Below are 16,662 nucleotides of genomic sequence, written 5' to 3'. Positions count from 1 at the left end.
ACCCTTCCCACGGCTGCGCCGTGGGCCCCTTCCCTCCCCCGCTGCGCAGGAGAGGGAATTTTGTCCCCTCCCCTGCGCAGCGGGGGAGGGTTAGGGAGGGGGCAAAACCTTACTCCGCCGCGACCTTTTCCGGCTCCACCGCCGGCGTCCACCGCAGCACCGGCTTGCGGGCGGCGGCGGTCTCGTCCAGGCGGCGGCGCGGGGTCAGGCGCGGGGCGCCCTGGAAATACGCCACATCGCCCGACTTGGCCCGCTCCGCCAGCGCGCGCAGCGCCGTGACGAACTGATCCAGGCTGGCCTTCGACTCCGTCTCGGTCGGCTCGATCAGCAGGGCGCCGTGCACGACCAGCGGGAAGTACATGGTCATCGGGTGGAAGCCCTCGTCGATCAGCGCCTTGGCGATGTCGAGCGTGGTCACCCCCGTGCCCTTCAGGAAGCGGTCGTCGAACAGGCATTCGTGCATGCACGGCCCCGCGAAGGAGGGCGTCATCACGTCCTGGAGGCGGGCCAGCAGGTAGTTCGCGTTCAGCACCGCGTCGTTCGCCACCTGCCGCAGCCCGTCGGCGCCGTGGCTCATCATGTAGGCGAGCGCGCGGACGAACATGCCCATCTGGCCGTGGAACGCCTTCATCCGCCCGAAGGCCGGGCCGTCGCCGGCCTGCTCCACCAGACGGAAGGCGCCGTCCTTGCCCTGCACCACGTAGGGCACCGGGACGTAGGGAGCCAGCGACTCCGCGAAGACCACCGGGCCGGAGCCCGGACCACCGCCGCCGTGCGGGGTGGAGAAGGTCTTGTGCAGGTTGATGTGCATCACGTCGATGCCGAGGTCCGCCGGGCGCACCCGCCCGACGATGGCGTTGAAGTTGGCGCCGTCGCAGTAGAAATAGGCGCCCGCCGCGTGCACCGCCTCGGCGATGGTGATGATGTCGCGCTCGAACAGGCCGCAGGTGTTCGGGTTGGTCAGCATCAGGCCGGCGACGTCGGGGCCGAGCTTGGCCTTCAGCGCCTCCAGATCGACGCGCCCGTCCTCGGTCGCCGGGATCGCCTCGACCGCGTAGCCGCAGGCGGCGGCGGTCGCCGGGTTGGTGCCGTGGGCGCTTTCCGGGACGAGGATCTTGGTGCGCCCCGTATCGCCCTTGGCGTCATGGGCGGAGCGGATCGCCATGATGCCGCACATCTCGCCGTGCGCGCCCGCCGCCGGGGCCAGCGTCACCGCCGCCATGCCGGTCAGGGTGGCGAGCCAGCGGCCCAGCTCCGCCATCAGCTCCAGCGCGCCCTGCACCGTGCTTTCGGGCTGGAGCGGGTGCACGTCGGCGAAGCCCGGCAACCGCGCCATCTTCTCGTTCAGGCGCGGGTTGTGCTTCATCGTGCAGGAGCCGAGCGGGTACAGGCCGCTGTCGATGGCGTAGTTCTTCTGCGACAGGCGGGTGTAGTGGCGGACCACCTGCGGCTCGGCAAGGCCCGGCAGGCCGATCCGGCCGCGCGGCTTCACCGCGCCCAAGCGCGAGCCCACCGCCGGGACCTCCGGCAGATCCACGCCGCAACGTCCGGCGCTGTCCTGTTCGAAGATCAACGGCTCCTCGATCTGCAGGCCGCGGTTGCCGGTGACGGTCTCCGGAACGGCGCTGTCCGAATTCTGGATGCCCCCGGAGATATGAGTCGGGCGACCCTGGTTGTTCATGCTCATCACAGAACCTCGGCGAGGGCGGTGGCGAAGGCGTCCATGTCGGACTCGGTGTTGGTCTCGGTGGCGGCCACGATCAGCAGATCGTCGAGCCCGCCGCCGAACAGGCGAGAGGCCGGAACGCCGCCCAGGATGCCGCGCTGCGCCAGTGCCTCCACGACCTCCGCCGCGGGCTTCGGCAGCTTCACGGTGAATTCGTTGAAGAAGCTGCCGTTGACGATCTCGACACCCGTCACCGCCGCCAGCTTGTCGGCCAGTTGCACGGCCTTGGCGTGGTTGATCTCGGCGAGCCGGGTGAAGCCCTCCTCGCCCAGCAGGCTGAGGTGGATCGAGAAGGCCAGCGCGCACAGGCCGGAGTTGGTGCAGATGTTGGAGGTCGCCTTCTCGCGGCGGATGTGCTGCTCGCGGGTGGAGAGCGTCAGCACGAAGCCGCGCCGCCCGTCGGCGTCCACCGTCTGGCCGCAGAGACGGCCCGGCATCTGGCGGACCAGCTTCTCCTTCACCGCGAACAGCCCGACATAGGGACCGCCGAAGTTCAGCGCGTTGCCCAGCGACTGGCCTTCCGCCGCCACGATGTCGGCGCCCATCTCGCCCGGCGGGGTCAGCAGGCCGAGCGACACGGCCTCCGTCACCACGACGATCAGCAGGGCGCCCTTGGCCTGGCAGGCCCGGCCCAGCTCGGTGTAGTCGCGGACATGGCCAAACACGTCCGGGTTCTGCACAACGACGCAGGAGGTGTCGCCGTCGACCGCGGCCAACAGGTCCTCGCCGCCCGTCGGGGCCGGCGGCATCACCACCGTCTCGAAGCCGATGAAGCGGGCGTCGGTCGTCGTCGTGTCGCGGTAATGCGGGTGCAGGCCGCCGGACAGCACCGCCTTCTTCCGGCGGGTGACGCGGTTGGCCATCATCACGGCTTCCGCGCAGGCGGTGGCGCCGTCGTACATGGAGGCGTTGGCGACGTCCATGCCGGTCAGCAGCGAGACCTGGGTCTGGAACTCGAACAGGACTTGCAGCGTGCCCTGGCTCACCTCCGGCTGGTACGGGGTGTAGGCGGTCAGGAATTCGCCGCGCTGCACCAGATGGTCCACCGTCGCCGGGATGTGGTGACGGTAGGCACCGGCGCCGAGGAAGCTCGGCACGCTGCCGGCGGGCAGGTTCTTCCCCGCCATCGCCGACAGGGCACGATCGACCTCAAGCTCGCCCATATGGTTGGACAGCCCCTCGATCGGGCCGGAGAGGCGGGCCGCCTCGGGCACGTCGCGGAACAGCTCGTCCACCGACGGCACGCCGATGGCCTCCAGCATGGAGCGCCGGTCGGCCTCGGTCAGGGGCAGGTAACGCATCTCAGGCTTGCCCTTCCACGAAGGCCTTGTAGGCGGCTTCGTCCATCAGCCCGTCCAGCTCCGACGGGTTGCTGAGGCGCAGCTTGAAGAACCAGCCGGTGGTCTCGGCCCCGGCGTTGACCAGCGACGGGTCGTTCTCCAGATCGGCGTTGGCCTCGATCACCTCGCCGGAGACCGGGGCGAACACGTCGCTGGCGGCCTTCACCGACTCCACGACGGCGGCTTCCTTGCCCTGGGCAAGCTGGCGGCCGACGTCCGGCAGCTCGACGAACACGACGTCGCCGAGCTGGTGCTGGGCGTGGTCGCTGACGCCGACGGTGCCGATGTCGCCCTCGACGCGGACCCACTCATGGTCCTTGGTGTACTTGATGGTCATGGTTATCCCCTGTTCGAAACGGTTCTTGGATTGCCCGCGTGTGATTCTCAGCCGCGGTAGTAGCGCTGCGGCACGAAGGGCATGGCGGCGACCTTGGCGGCCAGCGGCTTGCCGCGGACCATGAGCTGGACCGGCGTGCCCACGGCGGCGTGCGCGCGGTCCACATAGCCCATGGCGACCGGGGCCGAGGCGGTGGGGCCGAAGCCGCCGCTGGTCACCTCGCCGATCTTTTGTCCATCCGCGTCGCAGACGTCGGTGTGCTCGCGGGCCGGCTGGCGGCCTTCCGGCTGAAGCCCGACGCGGCGGCGCGGGGCGCCGTTGGCGAGTTGGTCCTTGATGATGGCGTGGCCGGGGAAGCCGCCCTCCTCCCGACGGCGCTTGGACAGCGCCCATTCCAGGCCGGCCTCGACCGGAGTCGTCGTCTCGTCGATGTCGTGGCCGTAGAGGCAGAGCCCGGTCTCCAGCCGCAGCGAGTCGCGGGCGCCCAGCCCGATGGCCTCCACCTCGTCCTCGGCCAGCAGGGCGCGGGCGATGGTCTCGGCGTCGGATTTGTCGCAGGAGATTTCGTAGCCGTCCTCGCCCGTGTAACCGGAGCGGGTGATGATCACCGGGACGCCATTGAAGGTGGCCGGCAGGTAGCTCATGAACTTCATGGTGGCCGCTTCGGGGATGAAACGCCCCAGCACCGCCGCGGCCTCCGGCCCCTGCAGGGCCATCAGGGCGAGGTCGTCCAGCAGTTCCACCTCGGCCTTGCCCTTCAGACGCTCGCGCATGTGGGCGACGTCATGGTCCTTGCGGGCGGCGTTGACGACCAGGAACAGGTGGTCGCCGGCGTTGGTGACCATCAGGTCGTCCAGGATGCCGCCCTGCTCGTTCAGGAACAGCGTGTAGCGCATGCGCCCACGGGCCAGCCCCTTGATGTCGCCGGGAACCAGCGACTCCAGGGCGGCGGCCGGGTCCTCGCCGGTCAGGCGCACCTGCCCCATGTGCGACACGTCGAACAGCCCGGCCTTGGCGCGGGTGTGCTGGTGTTCCTTGAGGATGCCGAGCGGGTACTGCACCGGCATGTCGTAGCCGGCGAAGGGCACCATCTTGCCCTTCAGCTCCAGATGGAGGCTGTGCAGCGGCGTTGTCTTGAGGGACTCAGAAGCCTCGATCACGCGGGTCCTCCGACATAGGGTCGCACAACCCGCGCCGGGATTGGCGCGAGTCCTGCCCCCTCTGTCCTGGACCTGAGAGATTCACCGGCGGGGTCCAACCCTCAACAACCGGTTTACTCCTTCGGTGAGCCGTGCCTGCGATGCGCAAGCCGGGCTGCTTTCCAGAGTTGCCTTATCCCCCTTGCGGTCCTTTTGCCTGAGAGTTTCCGGGGCGGTTGCTCCTTCGGCGCCACTGTCCGGCGAACCGGACCGTGATCTCTCCCGCGAGGGATCGTCGGCTTGTATGATCTAACCTACCGGGAGCTTCGGGAATGTCAATCGGGGTTCGATGAAGCTCCCGACGGCCGCCCAAAACACGCGGACGTGCGGCAAGGAATCTGTGCCCCAATCCGCGGAATCCGTGAAGGCGCAGGTCCCGGCGGGAATCGGAAGCGTCTCCACCACCGTCGCAGACAACGGATTCACACGGACTTGAACACGGATTTCGCCGTCTCCACGAGAACCGTCCACGTCCGCTTGGACCTACTTCAGGTCCAGATGGCTGCCGTCGCAGAAGGGCGGCTTCTTCGTCGCCTTGCAGCCGCAGAAGCGGGCCTTCATGGAGGTGGCGGGAGCGAACTTCATCGGCTCCAGCCCGGTGCCGGCGTGCTTGCCGTCGCACAGCGGCTGCTTGGCGCTGCGCCCGCACCGGCACCACCAGTAGGTCTTGCCGGCTTCCAACTCGATGATGATGGGTTCCTTGGTCGCGGCGACCGGTGCGCTGGGCATGAGCCTTCCCCTTTTCTTCGACTGCTGATTCTTATGCGCGCCATCGAAGGCTAACCGACCCGTGACACGACGCAAGCGTCCTTTGCCAAGCATCGTTCCAGCAACTCGTCGGCCCGCTTCCAAGCGAATCGAATGCGGGAAGCGTCAGCTGGCAGCATGTTGCGTCAAGGAATTTAATCTTCTAATGAAAGAACCATAAACTTCCAAACCCCAAATAAGGATTATAATCCTAAATACACCCGCAGCGAGCACCCATGCCGAACCACACCCCGCTGCACCGCCAATTTTCCAAGGAGCTTTCCATGGCCGTCCAGACCTTCAACCCGACCGATATGCCGCAGAGCACCGCCAACTGGGCCGTCGCCCAGCGCATCGTCGGGCCGTTCGCCCCGCATGCCCAGGTGTTGCCGGACCTGACCATCGCGCTCGACCCCGGCTATCTGCTGAACGGCACCACCCTGACGGAAGTGAATGCCCAAGTCATTGAGTCCTTTGCACCGCCGGCATCGGGGTTTCGAATCGACCGGGTGGTTATCGACCGCGCCACGGGTGCCGCCAGCATCGTGACCGGCACGAACAACAGCCTGACCCCTCCGGCCATTCCCACCGGCAAGTTACCGGTGGCGCGGGTGTTCATGGAAAGCATCACGCAGAAAATCGATAACAGTGTGATCGTGGATGAACGGGCGCTGACGGACCAGACACCGCAGCAGACTTCCGTAACATGCCGCGCCCATCTTGGCGGCACAAATCAATCCACCCCACTCAATAGCAACTTCATCGTTAACTTTTCGACCACCACATTCGATTTGGGTAACGGTTTTGACGCGACCAACCATCGCTTCCAGCCCAAGTCGCCTGGGTATTATTCGATTGAAGCGAACCTAGAATACCGTAATCTGGCCAGTGGATCACTCATCTACGCTTATCTTAGCAAGAATAACGCCACTCACTCGATGCACGGCATCGATACGAACGCGGCAAACTATGTTTGTTCTGTTGGAGTTTCCGATATCATCTACCTGAACGGCATTGCCGACTATGTTGACGTTCGCGGTTGGTGTTCGGCAGGTTCCAGCCCATACCTCCAGGGAGGACAAACCTATACTTGGTTCACCGCCGCAAAAGTCGGCTGATAGCGCTCTTCTCGACTTTAGAAAAGCATGCTGCGGGTGCTGATCGTTTATCGGCACCCGCGAAATTCATGATTACTGCTTCACCTGCGCCCGGTTAAAGGCCAGCTGCTCCGGCGTCAACTGGAAGCCCAGGAAAATCTTCCAATCCTTGCCATTGGCGTCCTTGGGCAACGGGATCTTCGGCGCCAGCTCCTCGCGGCTGCCGGAGCGGAGCTTGCCGGCATCGAAGGTCACAGAGGTGTCGAACTCCGTCTTGGTGGTCGGCGTCTCCTCGCCCGGCTTTGCGACGGCGACGAAATAACGGTAGTTCGCCGTGTTGCCCTGCATCGCCGGCCCGCGCTCCGCGATCAGGAAGACGTTCACGTTCACCGTGACGCCATCGCTGGTGTAGTCGCAGTTGCCGGAATAGTCGGCCAGCGCCGCGCGGGAGGTCACGTCCGTCAGGTCGCGCCCGCCGCCGTTGCGGAACTGGGTGACCTCCGCCAGATCGCGGACGATGGACACCTTCGGACAGGCCAAGGCCGCGTCCGCCGGCGCGCTGCTGCCGCCCCCGAGTCCGGAGCAGCCGGTGAGCGCCAAGACGCCGAACCCTGCACCGAGACTCGCGAATGCAAGCGCCCGCGGGCTTTTCCGGGCGGGGGTTCCTATATTACGGTCGCGGCGGCGGTCCATCGGTCTGGCCTAACGGTTGGAAGGGTGTGTTCTGCCACGACTTTAGAGAAGCGGTGGGGCCGGCACAAGGCCACGCCGCCGCTCCAACGTACGAACCCATACGGCCCCTTTTTTCGAGACACCGGAACGACGCGCATGACCCAGACGCCCCTGACCATCCTGCTCGCGGCCCCCCGTGGCTTCTGCGCCGGCGTGGACCGCGCGATCCAGATCGTGGAGGTGGCGCTGGAGCGGTTCGGCGCCCCCGTCTATGTCCGGCACGAGATCGTCCACAACCGCTTCGTGGTGCAGAGCCTGGAGGCCAAGGGCGCCATCTTCGTGGACGAGCTGGATCAGGTGCCCGACGGCGTGCCGGTGGTCTTCTCCGCCCACGGCGTGCCGAAGTCGGTCCCGGCGGCGGCGGAGCAGCGCGGCCTGTTCTACCTCGACGCCACCTGCCCGCTGGTCAGCAAGGTGCACCGCGAGGCCGAGCGCCACTTCAACGAGGGGCGCCAGATCGTCCTGATCGGCCACGCCGGCCACCCGGAGGTCATCGGCACCATGGGCCAGCTTCCCCAGGGCGCCGTGGTTCTGGTGGAGACGGTGGAGGACGTGGCGACGGTCCAGGTGGACGACCCGGAGAATCTCGCCTACGCCACCCAGACCACCCTGTCGGTGGACGAGACGGCGAGCATCGTCACCGCCCTCCAGGCCCGCTTCCCGTCCATCGGCGGGCCGAAGAAGGAGGACATCTGCTACGCCACCACCAACCGCCAGCAGGCGGTGAAGGCCATCGCGCCGAAGGTGGACGCCCTGCTGGTCCTGGGCGCGCCGAACTCCTCCAACTCCAAGCGGCTGGTCGAGGTGGCGAAGATCCACGGCTGCCAGCGCGCCCAGCTCGTCCAGCGCGCGGCGGACATCGACTGGTCGGCGCTGGACGGAGTCGCCACGCTGGGCATCACCGCCGGCGCGTCGGCCCCCGAGGTGCTGGTGGAGGAGGTCATCGAGGCCGCCCGCTCCCGCTACGCCGTCACGGTGGAGGAACTGCGCACCGCCTTCGAGGACATCACCTTCAAGCTGCCAAAGTCGCTGCTGGACGGTGGCACCCCTTCCCGTCCGATCCCGGCGGACGCATAATCCGGGGACCGGCCCTCGCGGAGGAGACGTTCATGGGCGCGCCCGCCATCCAGAAGCCGGCTATCCAGAAGATGGACATCGACGAATTCCTCGCCTGGGCCGACCGGCAGGAGCCGGATACGCGCTATGAGCTGGTCGGCGGGCGACCGCGGGCGATGAGCCCTTGCAGCCAGGCGCACAGCCGACTGACGGCGGCGATCATCATCGCTATCGGCATGCGTCTCCGCCCACCCTGTCGAGTCTTGACGGAAACGGCCATCGAACGCGACGACCGCGCCGACCGCTTCTACGAGGCCGACATCGCCGTCACCTGCTCGCCCCACCAGCCCGGCCAGCGCTCGACGCCGAATCCGGTGCTGGTGGTCGAGATTTTGTCGGAGAGCACGGCCAGCCACGACCGCGGCACCAAGGTGCCCGACTACATGCAGATCCCCTCGGTGCAGGAGGTTCTGCTGGTGGACAGCCGCGCCGTCCGGGCGCAGCTCTGGCGCCGCGACGGGCGGCGCTGGATCGTCGAGGATTTCACCGACGACGCCACCCTTCCGCTGGCCTCCATCGGGGCGGAGCTTCCCCTGGCGGCGCTTTACGACGGCATCGCCCTGTGAGCGGCTCAAGTGCGAGCGGCACAAGTGCGAGCGGCCCAGGGGTGAACGGCCGCGCCACCATTGACCGGCGCTCCGAATCCCGGTAAGGCGCTGGCATGGCCGTATACACCGAAGTCACCGACGACGAGCTGAACGCTTTCATCGCCCAGTACGATCTGGGCGCCGTCCTGTCCTGCAAGGGCATCGCGGAGGGGGTGGAGAATTCCAACTTCCTCCTGGTGACGGAGCGCGGCCCCTACATCCTGACGCTCTACGAGAAGCGCACCCGGCGGGAGGATCTGCCCTTCTTCCTGGGCCTGATGGAGCATCTGGCCGACAAGGGCATCGCCTGCCCGCTGCCGGTCCAGGGAACGGACGGGCAGGCCCTGCGCGAGCTGGCCGGGCGTCCGGCGGTGATCGTCACCTTCCTGGCCGGCATGTGGCCGCGCCGCATCACGCCGCACCACTGCGCGGAACTGGGAACGGCGCTGGCCCGCCTGCATCTGGCCGTCGCCGACTTCCGGATGGAGCGCCCCAACGCCCTGTCGCTGGACGGCTGGAAGGATCTCGCCGGCAAATGCGCGCCGCGCGCCGACGAGGTGGCCCGCGACCTGCGCGCGACGTTGGAGACGGAGCTTGCGGCGTTGGAGGCCAACTGGCCCGCTGGCCTGCCGTCCGGGGTCATCCACGCCGACCTGTTCCCCGACAACGTGTTCTTCCGCGGCGACGGGCTGTCCGGCCTGATCGACTTCTACTTCGCCTGCAACGATTTCCTGGCCTACGACATCGCGATCTGCATGAACGCCTGGTGTTTCGAGGTCGACGGGTCGTTCAACGCCACCAAGGCGCGGATGCTGCTGACCAGCTATCAGAAGGTCCGCCCCCTGTCGCCGGCGGAGTTGGCCGCCCTGCCCTGGCTGTGCCGCGGCAGCGCCCTGCGCTTCCTGCTGACCCGCCTCTACGACTGGCTGAACCATCCGCCGGGAGCCTTCGTGCGCCCGAAGGACCCGTTGGAATATCTGCGCAAGCTGCGCTTCCACCAGACCGTCCGCGGGCTCGGCGACTACGCGCTCGACGACGGCGGCAGCTATCAGGTCTGACGCCATGACGGACAGCACGGACACCAACGGCGGTGAGAAAAGCGCGCCGAAGACCGTCGACATCTTCACCGACGGCGCGTGCAGCGGCAACCCCGGCCCCGGCGGCTGGGGCGCCATCCTGCGCTACAATGGGGTGGAGAAGGAGCTGTACGGCGGCGAGCCGGCGACCACCAACAACCGCATGGAGCTGATGGCCGCCATCCAGGCGCTGGAAGCGCTGAAGCGGCCCATGGAGGTGCGGCTCTACACCGACAGCGAGTATGTGAAGAACGGCATCACCCAGTGGATTCACGGCTGGAAGGCCCGTGGCTGGAAGACCGCCGACAAGAAGCCGGTGAAGAACGAGGATTTGTGGCGCCGCCTGGACGAGGCGAAGCGGCAGCACCGCATCGAGTTCCACTGGGTCCGCGGCCACGCCGGCCATCCGGAGAACGAGCGGGCCGACGCGCTGGCCCGCCAGGGCGTCGCCGACGTCCGGCAGGCCGCGCGGGGCTGACCCGTCCGGCGGACGGTGACCATCCTCAAGGGTTTGTGGACGGCGGACCCGCCGTCCCGCTAGGCTCCCTCCGATAACGAACGACGAAAGATCGTTGGGAGGAGACCGAGATGTATCCGCATTTGCGGAACGAAGCCCGCTGGGTGCTGCCCGAGGTGCTGGCCCATCAGGCCGCCGAACGCGGCGGCAAGACCTTCGTCACGATGATCGGCGGCAAGGAGAAGGACGGCGAGTCCCTGACCTACGCCGAGGCGCAGGAGCAGGCTGCCCGCGTCGCCGGATTCTTTGCCGGGCTGGGCGTGAAGCCGGGCGACACGGTGGCGGTGATGCTGCCGAACGGGTTGGATTTCGTGCGCGTGTGGCTGGGGCTGGGGCGGCTGGGCGCCGTCATGGTCGCTCTGAACACGGAGCTGAAGGGCGGCTTCCTGGAGCACCAGCTGGAGAACGCCGGGGCCGCCCTGGCGGTGGTCGACGCCGCCCTGGCCGACCGCATCACCGACATCGCACCCCGCCTGACCGCCCTGCGTGGGCTGGTGGTGCCCGGCGCCGTGGCCGGATCGCCGCACACCGCGCTGGAAGGCTGGCGCGGCGCCGCCCCCTACGACGGCCCCCTGCCCCGCGCCGGCGACGACGCCTGCATCATGTACACGTCGGGCACCACCGGCCTGTCGAAGGGTGTGCTGATGCCGCACGGCCACGGCTTTCTGTTCGGGCTGGGCTCCATCGACAATTTCGCGCTGACCGACGAGGACCGCTTCTACATCTGCCTGCCGCTGTTCCACGCCAACGGGCTCTACATGCAGCTCTACGCCGCGATGATCTCCGGCGGGTCGGCGGTGCTGCGCGAGCGGTTCAGCGCGTCCGCGTGGCTCGACGACATCCGGCGCCACGGCTGCACGGTGACCAACTCGCTGGGCGCCGTCACCGCCTTCGTGGTGGCCCAGCCGCCGCGCCCGGACGACCGGGACCATCCCCTGCGCCTCGTCGGCGCCGCCCCCAACCCGGCGGACACCGAGCGGGTGCTGCGCGAGCGCTTCGGCGTGCGCGACGTCATCAGCCTCTACGGCATGACCGAGGTGAACATCCCGCTCTACGCCGAGATGGGCAAGCCGCGCCCCGGCACCTGCGGCAAGGTCTACGACCGCTATTTCGAGGTGGAGATCCGCGACCCGCAGACGGACATCCCGGTGCCGCGCGGCCAGGTCGGCGAGGTCATGGTGCGCCCGAAGGCGGCCTTCGGCTTCCTGTCCGGCTATCACCGGATGCCCGACAAGACGGTGGAGGCGTGGCGGAACCTGTGGTTCCACACGGGCGACGCGGCGGTGATGGACGCGGAGGGCTATGTCACCTTCGTCGACCGCATCAAAGACTGCATCCGCCGCCGCGGCGAGAACGTCTCGTCCTACGAGGTGGAGACGGTGCTGTCGCGGCTGGAGGGCGTCGCGGAGGTCGCGGCCTACGCCGTGCCGGCGGGCATTCCGGGGGCGGAGGACGAGATCATGGTCGCCCTGGTCGCGGCACCCGGCGCCGCCCTGACGCCGGAGGCCGTGGCGGCCTTCGCCGAGCGCGAACTGCCGCGCTACGCCCAGCCGCGCTACATCGACATCGTGGACGCCTTCCCCAAGACGCCGACCGCCAAGGTGCAGAAGGCGAAGCTGCGGGAACGCGGCGTGGCCGACACCACCTGGGACCGCACGAAGGTGGGGTGAACGGAAAAGCGTACCAATGATCCCCTCTCCCCTCCGGGGAGAGGGTTAGGGTGAGGGGGTTGCGCGCGGCGGAACGTCCGGCACAAGCCCACCCCCCTCACCGGCCCTCCGGGCCACCCTCTCCCCAGAGGGGAGAGGGTTAAGCCCCCTTACAACACCCCCAGCACCGCGTCCGCCGAGGACACCTCGAACTGGCCCGGCTTCTCCACGGCGAGGTGGGTGACCTTGCCGTCCTTGGCGACCAGGGCGAAGCGCTGGCCGCGCAGGCCGAGGCCGTAGCCCGTGCCGTCCATCGTCAGGCCCAGCGCCTGGGTCAGCGCGGCGTTGCCGTCCGGCAGCATGGTGACCTTGCCGCCGACCCCGTTCTTCTCACCCCAGGCGCGCATCACGAAGGGGTCGTTGACGGCGAGGCAGACGATGTCGTCCACGCCCTTGGCCTTCAGGTCCTCGGCCTTCTGGACGAAGCCCGGCAGATGCTTGGCGGAGCAGGTCGGGGTGAAGGCGCCCGGCACGGAGAACAGCACCACCGTCTTGCCCTTGAACAGCGCGTCGGTGGTGATGTCCTGCATCCCGTTGTCGGTCAGATGCTTCAGCGTGACGGACGGGATGGCCTCGCCCACTTGAATGGTCATGTCTCCTGAACTCCCAAATTTTTTGTGTTTCAGCTTTTGATCTTGCCGGATGCCCGGTCGAGCGCGTCCAGGACGGCGCCCTCGGTCAGCAGTTCCGGAAGCGCGATGCCCTCCGGAGCCCCCGGACCATAGACGATGTTGAAGGGAATGCCATAGCGGCCGTGTCGGGCAAGATAGCGGGCGATGGACTCGTCCGGGCGGGTCCAGTCGGCGCGCATGGCGGTCACCGTCCCGGCGTCCTCCAGCCGCTGCGCGACGGTGCCGCGGTTCAGCACCAGCTTCTTGTTCGCCTGGCAGGTGATGCACCAGTCGGCGGTGACGTCCACGAAGACGATCCGACCGGCGGCCACCTGCTCGCGGATCGCCGCCTCGTCGAAGACGGTCCAGCGCGCCGCCGCGCTCTCGGCCACCGGAGCCGCCCCGGCCGAGGGGCCGAAGACGGCGGGCACCGCGAAGGCGACCACGGCGAGCAGCCCGGCCAGCGCCGCCCCGGCCCAGCGCGCCGTCTCCGCCAGCCGGCGGCCCAGCCACAACGAGGCGACCAGCCCGCCCATCAGCACGGCGACGGCCAGCGCCGGCACCTCGCCCACCTGCACGACCAGCACCGACAGCAGCCAGAGCGCGGTCAGGGCCAGCGCCCCGCCCAGCACCCGGCGCAGCGCCACCATCCAGCGCCCCGGGCGCGGCAGCAGGCGCGCGGCGCGCGGGAAGGCGGCGATCAGCAGATAGGGCAGCGCCAGCCCGACGCCGAGCGCGGCGAAGATGGCGAACACCTCCAGCGCCCCGCGGGCCAGGGCGAAGCCCACCGCCGTCCCCAGGAAGGGCGCGGAGCAGGGCGTGGCGAGCAGCGTGGCGAAGGCGCCGGTGACGAACTGTCCACCCAATCCTTGTCCCTCCGGCCCGCCCATCCGGTCGGCGATGGCGCGCGGCAGCGGAAGCTCGAACAGGCCCCACAGGTTGGCGGCGAACAGGGTCACCAGGACGACCATGAAGACGAGGAACAGCGGCTGCTGGAACTGGATGCCCCAGCCCACCGCACCACCCGCCGCCTTCACCGCGACCAGCGCCCCGGCGAGGATCAGGAAGGAGGTCAGGATGCCCGCCGCCGAGGCCAGGAAACCCGCGCGCACCGCCGCGGGCGCCCGTCCACCATGCTGGACGATGGACAACAGCTTCAGCGACAGCACCGGCAGCACGCAGGGCATCAGGTTCAGGATCAGCCCGCCCAGCAGGGCGACGCCCAGCATGGCCAGCAGCCCCGCCGGAGCCGCCCCGGCGCCTCCGCCCAGCCCGGCCGCGGCGGTCGCCGGAGCCTCCACCGACCGGTTGCCGTCCACCACCGTCAGCGTCATCGCCCGCCCGGCGAGGTCGAGGCCGGGCGTCGGGTCGGTCGCGTCCAGCCGCAGGATCGCCCGCCGGTCGCCGTCGAGGAACTGGGGCTTGGGCGCGGCGAAGGTCACCGGCGGGTCGGTCTCCACGAACACGTCGGGGGCGACCATCGGCTCGCGGGCGGTCACCTCGACCTCCAGCGCGGCGCCCTGGCCGCGCACCGCCGTGACGGTCAGGCCGGAGGCCCGCCCGTCGCCGGGCACCAGGGACTGGGCGCGGGCAATGTCGTTGGCCGACGGCCCCGGCGCCGCCGGTCCCTCGGGGATGGACAGGGAGAGTGCCACCATCTCCGGCACGCAGATGGTCGAGCAGACCAGCAGTTCCGCCTTCAGCGCGAGGTCCAGCGGCTTGCCCGGCTCCGCCGGAGTGGCGGCGATGGGGAACAGCACTTCCGCGTCGTAGCCCGCCGTCTCGAAGCCCAGCACGGTGAAGCGGTGCGGCGCCGGGTAGATCAGCTCCGTCGCCTTGAGGTTGCGCGACTCCGACCAGTCCAGCCGCGGCGCGAATCCGGCGTCGCCGGGGGTGCGCCAGTAGGTCTTCCAGCCGGGCTCCAGCCGGACCTCCAGGCCCAGCGGGATTTTGGCGAGATCGCCCACCCCCTGCACCGACGCGACGAGCCGGGCCTCCACCGGGCCGGACTTGACCCAGGCGCCGGTCTCCGCCCTCCCCATTCCGGGTGCGGCCAAGGCCAGGATGGCGAGCAGGAATGGAACAAACCTTTTCATCGCACCGACTGTTCTCATATCAAGACGCAGCGGGCCGCCCATCGGCCCTGGCTGTATATGGATGACAAAGCTTGGCCCGTGCTGTCACACTCGGGCGAAGACGGCTTCGGGCGGGCCGCCCAACGGTCCACCCGTCCCCCGACACAAGGATAGCGCCCATGCCGCACCTGACCAAGTCCTCGGACTATCTGACCGGCCAGTTGCTGATCGCCATGCCGGGCATGACGGACCCGCGTTTTCAGCGGACCGTGATCTACATGTGTGCCCACAACGAAGACGGCGCCATGGGCCTCGTCGTCAATCGCCTGTTCGGGTCGGTCACTTTCGAGGATTTGCTGGAACAGCTCGAGATCGAAATCCAGGAGCCGGTGGCCAACATGCCGGTCCATTATGGCGGGCCTGTGGAGTCCGGGCGCGGATTCGTCCTGCATTCGACCGATTACGTGCGGGACGGCACGCTGGTGGTGGACGACGAGGTGGCGCTGACCGCGACCATCGACATCCTGCGCGCGATTTCCGAGGACCGCGGGCCGCGCCGCAACATCCTGCTGCTCGGCTATGCCGGCTGGGGACCGGGGCAACTGGATGCGGAGATCCAGGCCAACGGCTGGCTGAACGTGCCCTGCGACGAGTCGCTGCTGTTCGATCCCGAACTGGACACCAAATGGGAGCGCTCGATCGCCAAGCTCGGCGTCAGCCTCTCCATGCTGTCGGCGGAAGCCGGGCACGCCTGACGGCGTTCGCCGCTCTGTCGCTTGGACCATACACCCGCCGCACGGCACGCGGCGGGGCTTCACCGCAAAATCAGCATCCCAAAATCAGGATCCCAAAATCAGGATTCAGGGCGTCTTGCTGGCAATCGCCATCGCAAGGCCGCGGGCCTGCATCAGCTCGCTGCACCGCTCGACCAGCTTGTTGCCGGCATAGACCGCCCAGCCGCTCTGGAAGCCCGACGCCTCATAGCGCAGATCGACGCGGCGTCCGTCCAGCTCGACGGCGTAGGTCAGGGAATTTTCTTTCGTCCAGGTGGGGTTCAACGACATATCCGCCTCGCGCGATGGGAAGGGCATGCCGTCAGCCTGCGCCCGCTCCCTTAACCGCGGGTTAAGCCGGGCGGGACAAAACCCTGGGAATTGGGGTCGGGGCGCCCCGACCGGACGGGTTAGCCCCGCCACTCCTCGCGCAGGATGGCGTAGAGGACATGGTCCCGCCACACCCCGTCGATGCGCAGGTACCCGCGCGCGTAACCCTCGTGGGTGAAGCCGACCTTTTCCAGCAGGCCGCGGCTGGGCGCGTTGGTCGGCAGGCAGGCGGCCTCGACCCGGTGCAGCCCCAACTGCCCGAAGGCGAAATCCAGAACCAGCCGGGTCGCGCCGGACATGTAGCCGTTGCGCGCGTAGGGCTGCCCCACCCAATAGCCGAGCGTCGCCATCTGGGCCACGCCGCGCCGCAGGTTGGTCAGCCCCAGCCCGCCGACCAGCCGGTCGGTCGCACGGTCGTAGACGAGGAAGCTGTAGCCCTGGTCGTCGCGCCACTCCTGGGCCTGCCGCCGCAGCCGCCGCCCGAAGGCGGCGCGGGTCAGGGCGTCCGCCGGCCAGGTCGGCTCCCAGGGGGTGAGGAAGGCGCGGGAATCCGCACGCAGATCGGCCCATTCCCGCCAGTCCCGCGGCAGCGGCGGGCGGATGTAGCAGATCGGCCCGTCGAGCCGGACCGACGGCGGGCTGATGAGACCACTGCCGAGCAGGCGGATCATGCTGCCCCTCCCACCCTGG

General features: G+C 68.5%; 17 protein-coding genes and 1 riboswitch. Of the genes, 7 read left to right on the top strand and 10 right to left on the bottom strand.

Translation table 11 applies throughout. The annotated features are described in order from the left end of the window. Window positions 1–109: 109 nt before the first annotated feature. From gcvPB to TSH58p_RS16265, 5 genes are all read right to left on the bottom strand, one after another. On the bottom strand, window positions 110–1,687 hold the full coding sequence (gcvPB, locus tag TSH58p_RS16285; RefSeq protein WP_109071267.1) for an aminomethyl-transferring glycine dehydrogenase subunit GcvPB: 1,578 nt from the start codon (window positions 1,685–1,687) through the stop codon (window positions 110–112). Continuing rightward, the gene (gene gcvPA / locus TSH58p_RS16280; RefSeq protein ID WP_109071266.1) at window positions 1,687–3,027 is read right to left on the bottom strand and encodes an aminomethyl-transferring glycine dehydrogenase subunit GcvPA; all 1,341 of its coding nucleotides are present in this window, start codon (window positions 3,025–3,027) and stop codon (window positions 1,687–1,689) included. Before gcvPA ends, gcvPB begins: the two co-directional genes overlap by 1 nt. Before the next feature lies 1 nt (window position 3,028). Continuing rightward, on the bottom strand, window positions 3,029–3,403 hold the full coding sequence (gene gcvH, locus TSH58p_RS16275; protein WP_109071265.1) for a glycine cleavage system protein GcvH: 375 nt from the start codon (window positions 3,401–3,403) through the stop codon (window positions 3,029–3,031). Between the two features lie 47 nt (window positions 3,404–3,450). After that, on the bottom strand, window positions 3,451–4,563 hold the full coding sequence (gene gcvT, locus TSH58p_RS16270; protein WP_109071264.1) for a glycine cleavage system aminomethyltransferase GcvT: 1,113 nt from the start codon (window positions 4,561–4,563) through the stop codon (window positions 3,451–3,453). Between the two features lie 174 nt (window positions 4,564–4,737). Continuing rightward, window positions 4,738–4,837, bottom strand: a riboswitch (glycine riboswitch). 248 nt (window positions 4,838–5,085) lie between these two features. Further along, on the bottom strand, window positions 5,086–5,331 hold the full coding sequence (locus tag TSH58p_RS16265) for a CDGSH iron-sulfur domain-containing protein (RefSeq protein ID WP_109071263.1): 246 nt from the start codon (window positions 5,329–5,331) through the stop codon (window positions 5,086–5,088). Between the two features lie 254 nt (window positions 5,332–5,585). Here TSH58p_RS16265 and TSH58p_RS16260 point away from each other — a divergent pair, with 254 nt between their 5' ends. Then, on the top strand, window positions 5,586–6,467 hold the full coding sequence (locus TSH58p_RS16260; protein WP_109071262.1) for a hypothetical protein: 882 nt from the start codon (window positions 5,586–5,588) through the stop codon (window positions 6,465–6,467). 72 nt (window positions 6,468–6,539) lie between these two features. Here TSH58p_RS16260 and TSH58p_RS16255 read toward each other — a convergent pair whose 3' ends face one another. Further along, entirely contained in the window at window positions 6,540–7,046 is a 507-nt protein-coding gene (locus tag TSH58p_RS16255; protein WP_247874159.1) for a hypothetical protein, read from the bottom strand. Between the two features lie 228 nt (window positions 7,047–7,274). Here TSH58p_RS16255 and ispH point away from each other — a divergent pair, with 228 nt between their 5' ends. The 5 genes from ispH to TSH58p_RS16230 all read left to right on the top strand — a co-directional run bounded on the left by ispH (window position 7,275) and on the right by TSH58p_RS16230 (window position 12,144). Next, a complete protein-coding gene (gene ispH, locus TSH58p_RS16250; RefSeq protein WP_109071260.1) occupies window positions 7,275–8,255 on the top strand; it encodes a 4-hydroxy-3-methylbut-2-enyl diphosphate reductase in 981 nt (326 codons plus the stop codon). Window positions 8,256–8,287: 32 nt separating this feature from the next. Then, window positions 8,288–8,860, top strand: a complete 573-nt coding sequence (locus TSH58p_RS16245; protein WP_109071259.1) for a Uma2 family endonuclease — start codon at window positions 8,288–8,290, stop codon at window positions 8,858–8,860. 95 nt (window positions 8,861–8,955) lie between these two features. Further along, window positions 8,956–9,939 (top strand): homoserine kinase, encoded by a 984-nt coding sequence (locus TSH58p_RS16240; RefSeq protein WP_109071258.1) that lies wholly within the window; start codon window positions 8,956–8,958, stop codon window positions 9,937–9,939. A gap of 4 nt (window positions 9,940–9,943) precedes the next feature. Then, window positions 9,944–10,435 (top strand): ribonuclease HI, encoded by a 492-nt coding sequence (gene rnhA / locus TSH58p_RS16235; RefSeq protein ID WP_109071257.1) that lies wholly within the window; start codon window positions 9,944–9,946, stop codon window positions 10,433–10,435. A gap of 110 nt (window positions 10,436–10,545) precedes the next feature. Then, window positions 10,546–12,144, top strand: coding sequence for an AMP-binding protein (locus TSH58p_RS16230; RefSeq protein WP_109071256.1), 1,599 nt, complete (start codon window positions 10,546–10,548; stop codon window positions 12,142–12,144). A 149-nt stretch (window positions 12,145–12,293) separates the two neighbouring features. Here TSH58p_RS16230 and TSH58p_RS16225 read toward each other — a convergent pair whose 3' ends face one another. Further along, window positions 12,294–12,776 (bottom strand): peroxiredoxin, encoded by a 483-nt coding sequence (locus TSH58p_RS16225; RefSeq protein WP_109071255.1) that lies wholly within the window; start codon window positions 12,774–12,776, stop codon window positions 12,294–12,296. A gap of 29 nt (window positions 12,777–12,805) precedes the next feature. Continuing rightward, a complete protein-coding gene (locus TSH58p_RS16220) occupies window positions 12,806–14,890 on the bottom strand; it encodes a protein-disulfide reductase DsbD (RefSeq protein WP_109071254.1) in 2,085 nt (694 codons plus the stop codon). A gap of 158 nt (window positions 14,891–15,048) precedes the next feature. On the opposite strand from TSH58p_RS16220, the gene TSH58p_RS16215 reads away from it, so the two are divergent. Further along, entirely contained in the window at window positions 15,049–15,624 is a 576-nt protein-coding gene (locus tag TSH58p_RS16215) for a YqgE/AlgH family protein (RefSeq protein WP_094302889.1), read from the top strand. A gap of 105 nt (window positions 15,625–15,729) precedes the next feature. On the opposite strand, the gene TSH58p_RS16210 is transcribed toward TSH58p_RS16215, so the two are convergent. Both TSH58p_RS16210 and TSH58p_RS16205 read right to left on the bottom strand, forming a co-directional pair. Beyond that, window positions 15,730–15,933 (bottom strand): hypothetical protein, encoded by a 204-nt coding sequence (locus TSH58p_RS16210; RefSeq protein ID WP_109071253.1) that lies wholly within the window; start codon window positions 15,931–15,933, stop codon window positions 15,730–15,732. Window positions 15,934–16,052: 119 nt separating this feature from the next. Beyond that, complete coding sequence (locus tag TSH58p_RS16205; RefSeq protein ID WP_109469275.1) at window positions 16,053–16,643, bottom strand: GNAT family N-acetyltransferase; 591 nt, start codon at window positions 16,641–16,643, stop codon at window positions 16,053–16,055. Window positions 16,644–16,662: the final 19 nt, after the last annotated feature.

It is taken from the genome of Azospirillum sp. TSH58, assembly GCF_003119115.1.
Lineage (GTDB): Bacteria > Pseudomonadota > Alphaproteobacteria > Azospirillales > Azospirillaceae > Azospirillum.
This window is presented reverse-complemented; position numbering and strand designations above follow the sequence as displayed.

Bases quoted from the DNA above. Each gene is read 5' to 3' on its own strand.
- TSH58p_RS16245 (WP_109071259.1), top strand. From the start codon at position 8,288: ATGGGCGCGCCCGCCATCCAGAAGCCGGCTATCCAGAAGATGGACATC.
- TSH58p_RS16210 (WP_109071253.1), bottom strand. From the start codon at position 15,933: ATGTCGTTGAACCCCACCTGGACGAAAGAAAATTCCCTGACCTACGCC.
- TSH58p_RS16215 (WP_094302889.1), top strand. From the start codon at position 15,049: ATGCCGCACCTGACCAAGTCCTCGGACTATCTGACCGGCCAGTTGCTG.
- gcvPB (WP_109071267.1), bottom strand. From the start codon at position 1,687: ATGAGCATGAACAACCAGGGTCGCCCGACTCATATCTCCGGGGGCATC.
- TSH58p_RS16225 (WP_109071255.1), bottom strand. From the start codon at position 12,776: ATGACCATTCAAGTGGGCGAGGCCATCCCGTCCGTCACGCTGAAGCAT.
- gcvPA (WP_109071266.1), bottom strand. From the start codon at position 3,027: ATGCGTTACCTGCCCCTGACCGAGGCCGACCGGCGCTCCATGCTGGAG.
- ispH (WP_109071260.1), top strand. From the start codon at position 7,275: ATGACCCAGACGCCCCTGACCATCCTGCTCGCGGCCCCCCGTGGCTTC.
- TSH58p_RS16265 (WP_109071263.1), bottom strand. From the start codon at position 5,331: ATGCCCAGCGCACCGGTCGCCGCGACCAAGGAACCCATCATCATCGAG.
- TSH58p_RS16205 (WP_109469275.1), bottom strand. From the start codon at position 16,643: ATGATCCGCCTGCTCGGCAGTGGTCTCATCAGCCCGCCGTCGGTCCGG.
- TSH58p_RS16230 (WP_109071256.1), top strand. From the start codon at position 10,546: ATGTATCCGCATTTGCGGAACGAAGCCCGCTGGGTGCTGCCCGAGGTG.
- gcvH (WP_109071265.1), bottom strand. From the start codon at position 3,403: ATGACCATCAAGTACACCAAGGACCATGAGTGGGTCCGCGTCGAGGGC.
- TSH58p_RS16240 (WP_109071258.1), top strand. From the start codon at position 8,956: ATGGCCGTATACACCGAAGTCACCGACGACGAGCTGAACGCTTTCATC.
- TSH58p_RS16260 (WP_109071262.1), top strand. From the start codon at position 5,586: ATGCCGAACCACACCCCGCTGCACCGCCAATTTTCCAAGGAGCTTTCC.
- rnhA (WP_109071257.1), top strand. From the start codon at position 9,944: ATGACGGACAGCACGGACACCAACGGCGGTGAGAAAAGCGCGCCGAAG.
- TSH58p_RS16220 (WP_109071254.1), bottom strand. From the start codon at position 14,890: ATGAAAAGGTTTGTTCCATTCCTGCTCGCCATCCTGGCCTTGGCCGCA.